This window comes from Nitrosophilus sp., assembly GCF_982775275.1.
On record NZ_CEXZHP010000240.1, the window covers coordinates 1 to 2,123 of the forward strand.

2 protein-coding genes are annotated in these 2,123 nt (G+C 32.4%); both read right to left on the minus strand.

The genetic code is table 11. The annotated features are described in order from the left end of the window. The coding region (locus AC30RD_RS08750) for a 7-carboxy-7-deazaguanine synthase QueE (RefSeq protein ID WP_489494122.1) at positions 1-731 on the minus strand (731 nt) is incomplete at its 3' end. A 128-nt stretch (positions 732-859) separates the two neighbouring features. Continuing rightward, complete coding sequence (moaA, locus tag AC30RD_RS08755) at positions 860-1,828, minus strand: GTP 3',8-cyclase MoaA (RefSeq protein WP_489494124.1); 969 nt, start codon at positions 1,826-1,828, stop codon at positions 860-862. Positions 1,829-2,123: the final 295 nt, after the last annotated feature.

Consider the following 2,123-nt stretch of genomic DNA (forward strand, 5'->3'; position numbering starts at 1 on the left):
CGAACATGGAGTCGATCACTATATATAAAGCCATAAATCAAACAAAACTCAGCAACGGCTTTATCATGCTTTTTTAAGATCTCGACTCTATCTCCTAAAGGCATACAATAAATCTCAACTTCAGGATATGGCTCAACAATATCTACAATCTCTTCAAAGGCGTTTCGCTCTATTATACCTCTATCAAGTGTAAATTTAAAAAAAGAGAATTTCGTATTTTTTACTATCGCCTCAATTGCGCTTTTGTTTACTCTTTTTTCGTATGGATCGCCACAATTGCTAAGTTTCACGGCCATTGCAAATATAACCTCTTTATAAGAGGGGAATTTTTCAAAATCTATCAAAATAGTGCTATTTGTCTCAATAGTAACAATAAATCCTTCCTTTACCAAATACTCTATAAAACTGTAAAAGGGCTCCTCTTTTGCATAGATAAGAGGCTCTCCACCTGTTATTACAATATGTGGCTTAAAATCCATATCTTTTAAATAATCATCTAAAATCTCTATCAATTGTTCAATATCATTTATCTCTTGCCACTCATTTTGAAAAAGACCTCTTTTAACGGCTCTGATAGTATCGCATCCGTAAACGATTTTTCCTTTTACAAAATATTCTCCAAATGAGGGACATTTTAAATTGCAACCTCCAAATCTAAAAAAGATGCTCGGTGTCCCGACAAATTTTCCCTCACCTTGAATTGAGTAAAAATGTTCAACTAAATAGATCATCTATTCCCTTTTGGTTAAGAGATAATAGTTATTGGAATTAGAAATATACTTTCTCACTTTTTAACTTTCTAACTTTTCACTATTCAACTATTTTAACCATTTTAACCAAAAAATTCATCTAACCCCCCCTATCCTCCAGTCTCATAAAAAGCTCTATTTGAAGCTTCACTTTGATCTTGTCCCCATCTATTTTCTTTGGGTTTATTTGCCAGCACCTCTTTTAAAATCTCTACAGCCTTGTCAATATCTCCCGACTGCACAGCTTCTTTTATGCTCATAGCTTCATCAAAATATAAGCATGGTATCAAATACCCCTCAGCGGTAAATCTTATTCTATTGCAGCTTTCACAAAAGTCGTGTTTATGAGGATCAATTAAGCCGAAAGTATAATCGCTGTTTTTAAGTTTATATAAAAAGGCCGGAGAACTTCCTTGACGACCAATTTTTTCTATTTCATATTTTTCTTTAATCTTTTGCAATATCTCTTTTCCATGCATTCCTTTTAAAGAGCTTGCGGCATGGACGTTTTCCATATACTCGATAAATCTTACCTGCATACCTCTATCTTTAGAATAGTTTAAAATATCTACAATTTCATCTTCATTTACACCCTTTAAAGGAACCATATTTATCTTTACTTTAAGCCCAACCCTCAAAGCCTCTTCAATTCCTTCGATTACGTTTTTTAATACATCTTTTCCAGCGATTTTTGCAGCAGTTTCAGGTTTTAAACTATCCAAAGATATGTTTAATCTTTTTAATCCAGCATCCTTTAAATCTTTTGCAATATCTTTTAAAAGATATCCGTTTGTAGTCATCGCAAGATCTATATCGTTTTTATATTCATATATCATTTTTATAAATTTATCAAGATCGTGTCTTAGAGTTGGCTCACCGCCCGTTATTCTGATCTTTGTTATACCTTCATCAATTGCAGCTTTTACAAATTTAAAAAGATCTTCAAAACTTAAAAGATTTTCTTTGGGAACCCAGCTAAAAGGCTTTTCGGGCATACAATATTGACATCTAAAATTGCATCTTTCGGTAACCGAGATTCTAAGATAATTTACTTTTCTTCCATGTCCATCAATTAGCATTTTTCCTCTTTTTTGTTTAGTCATAAAGTTAAAATAGTTGAGTAGTTTAGTGGTTAAGTAGTTGAGTAGTTGAGTGGTTTAGCTGCCATATACAAAAATTTATCCCCTCAGCCACTAAACTATTTTAACCATTTTAACTAATATCAAATTTACCTAATAAAATAATAACCGATTTTTCTTAAAAAAAGAGAAGTTTTATAGCGTAGTTTGATTATTTATTTCAAGAGGCAAACGCCTCTTGAGTTTTAGTGAAGATCAGCCCAGATTTTTCTTTTCCAAGCGTATGCAAGTAGTG

What these genes read in the sequence shown, in the direction of transcription:
- moaA (WP_489494124.1), bottom strand. Translation starts at nt 1,828, where the DNA reads ATGCTAATTGATGGACATGGAAGAAAAGTAAATTATCTTAGAATCTCG.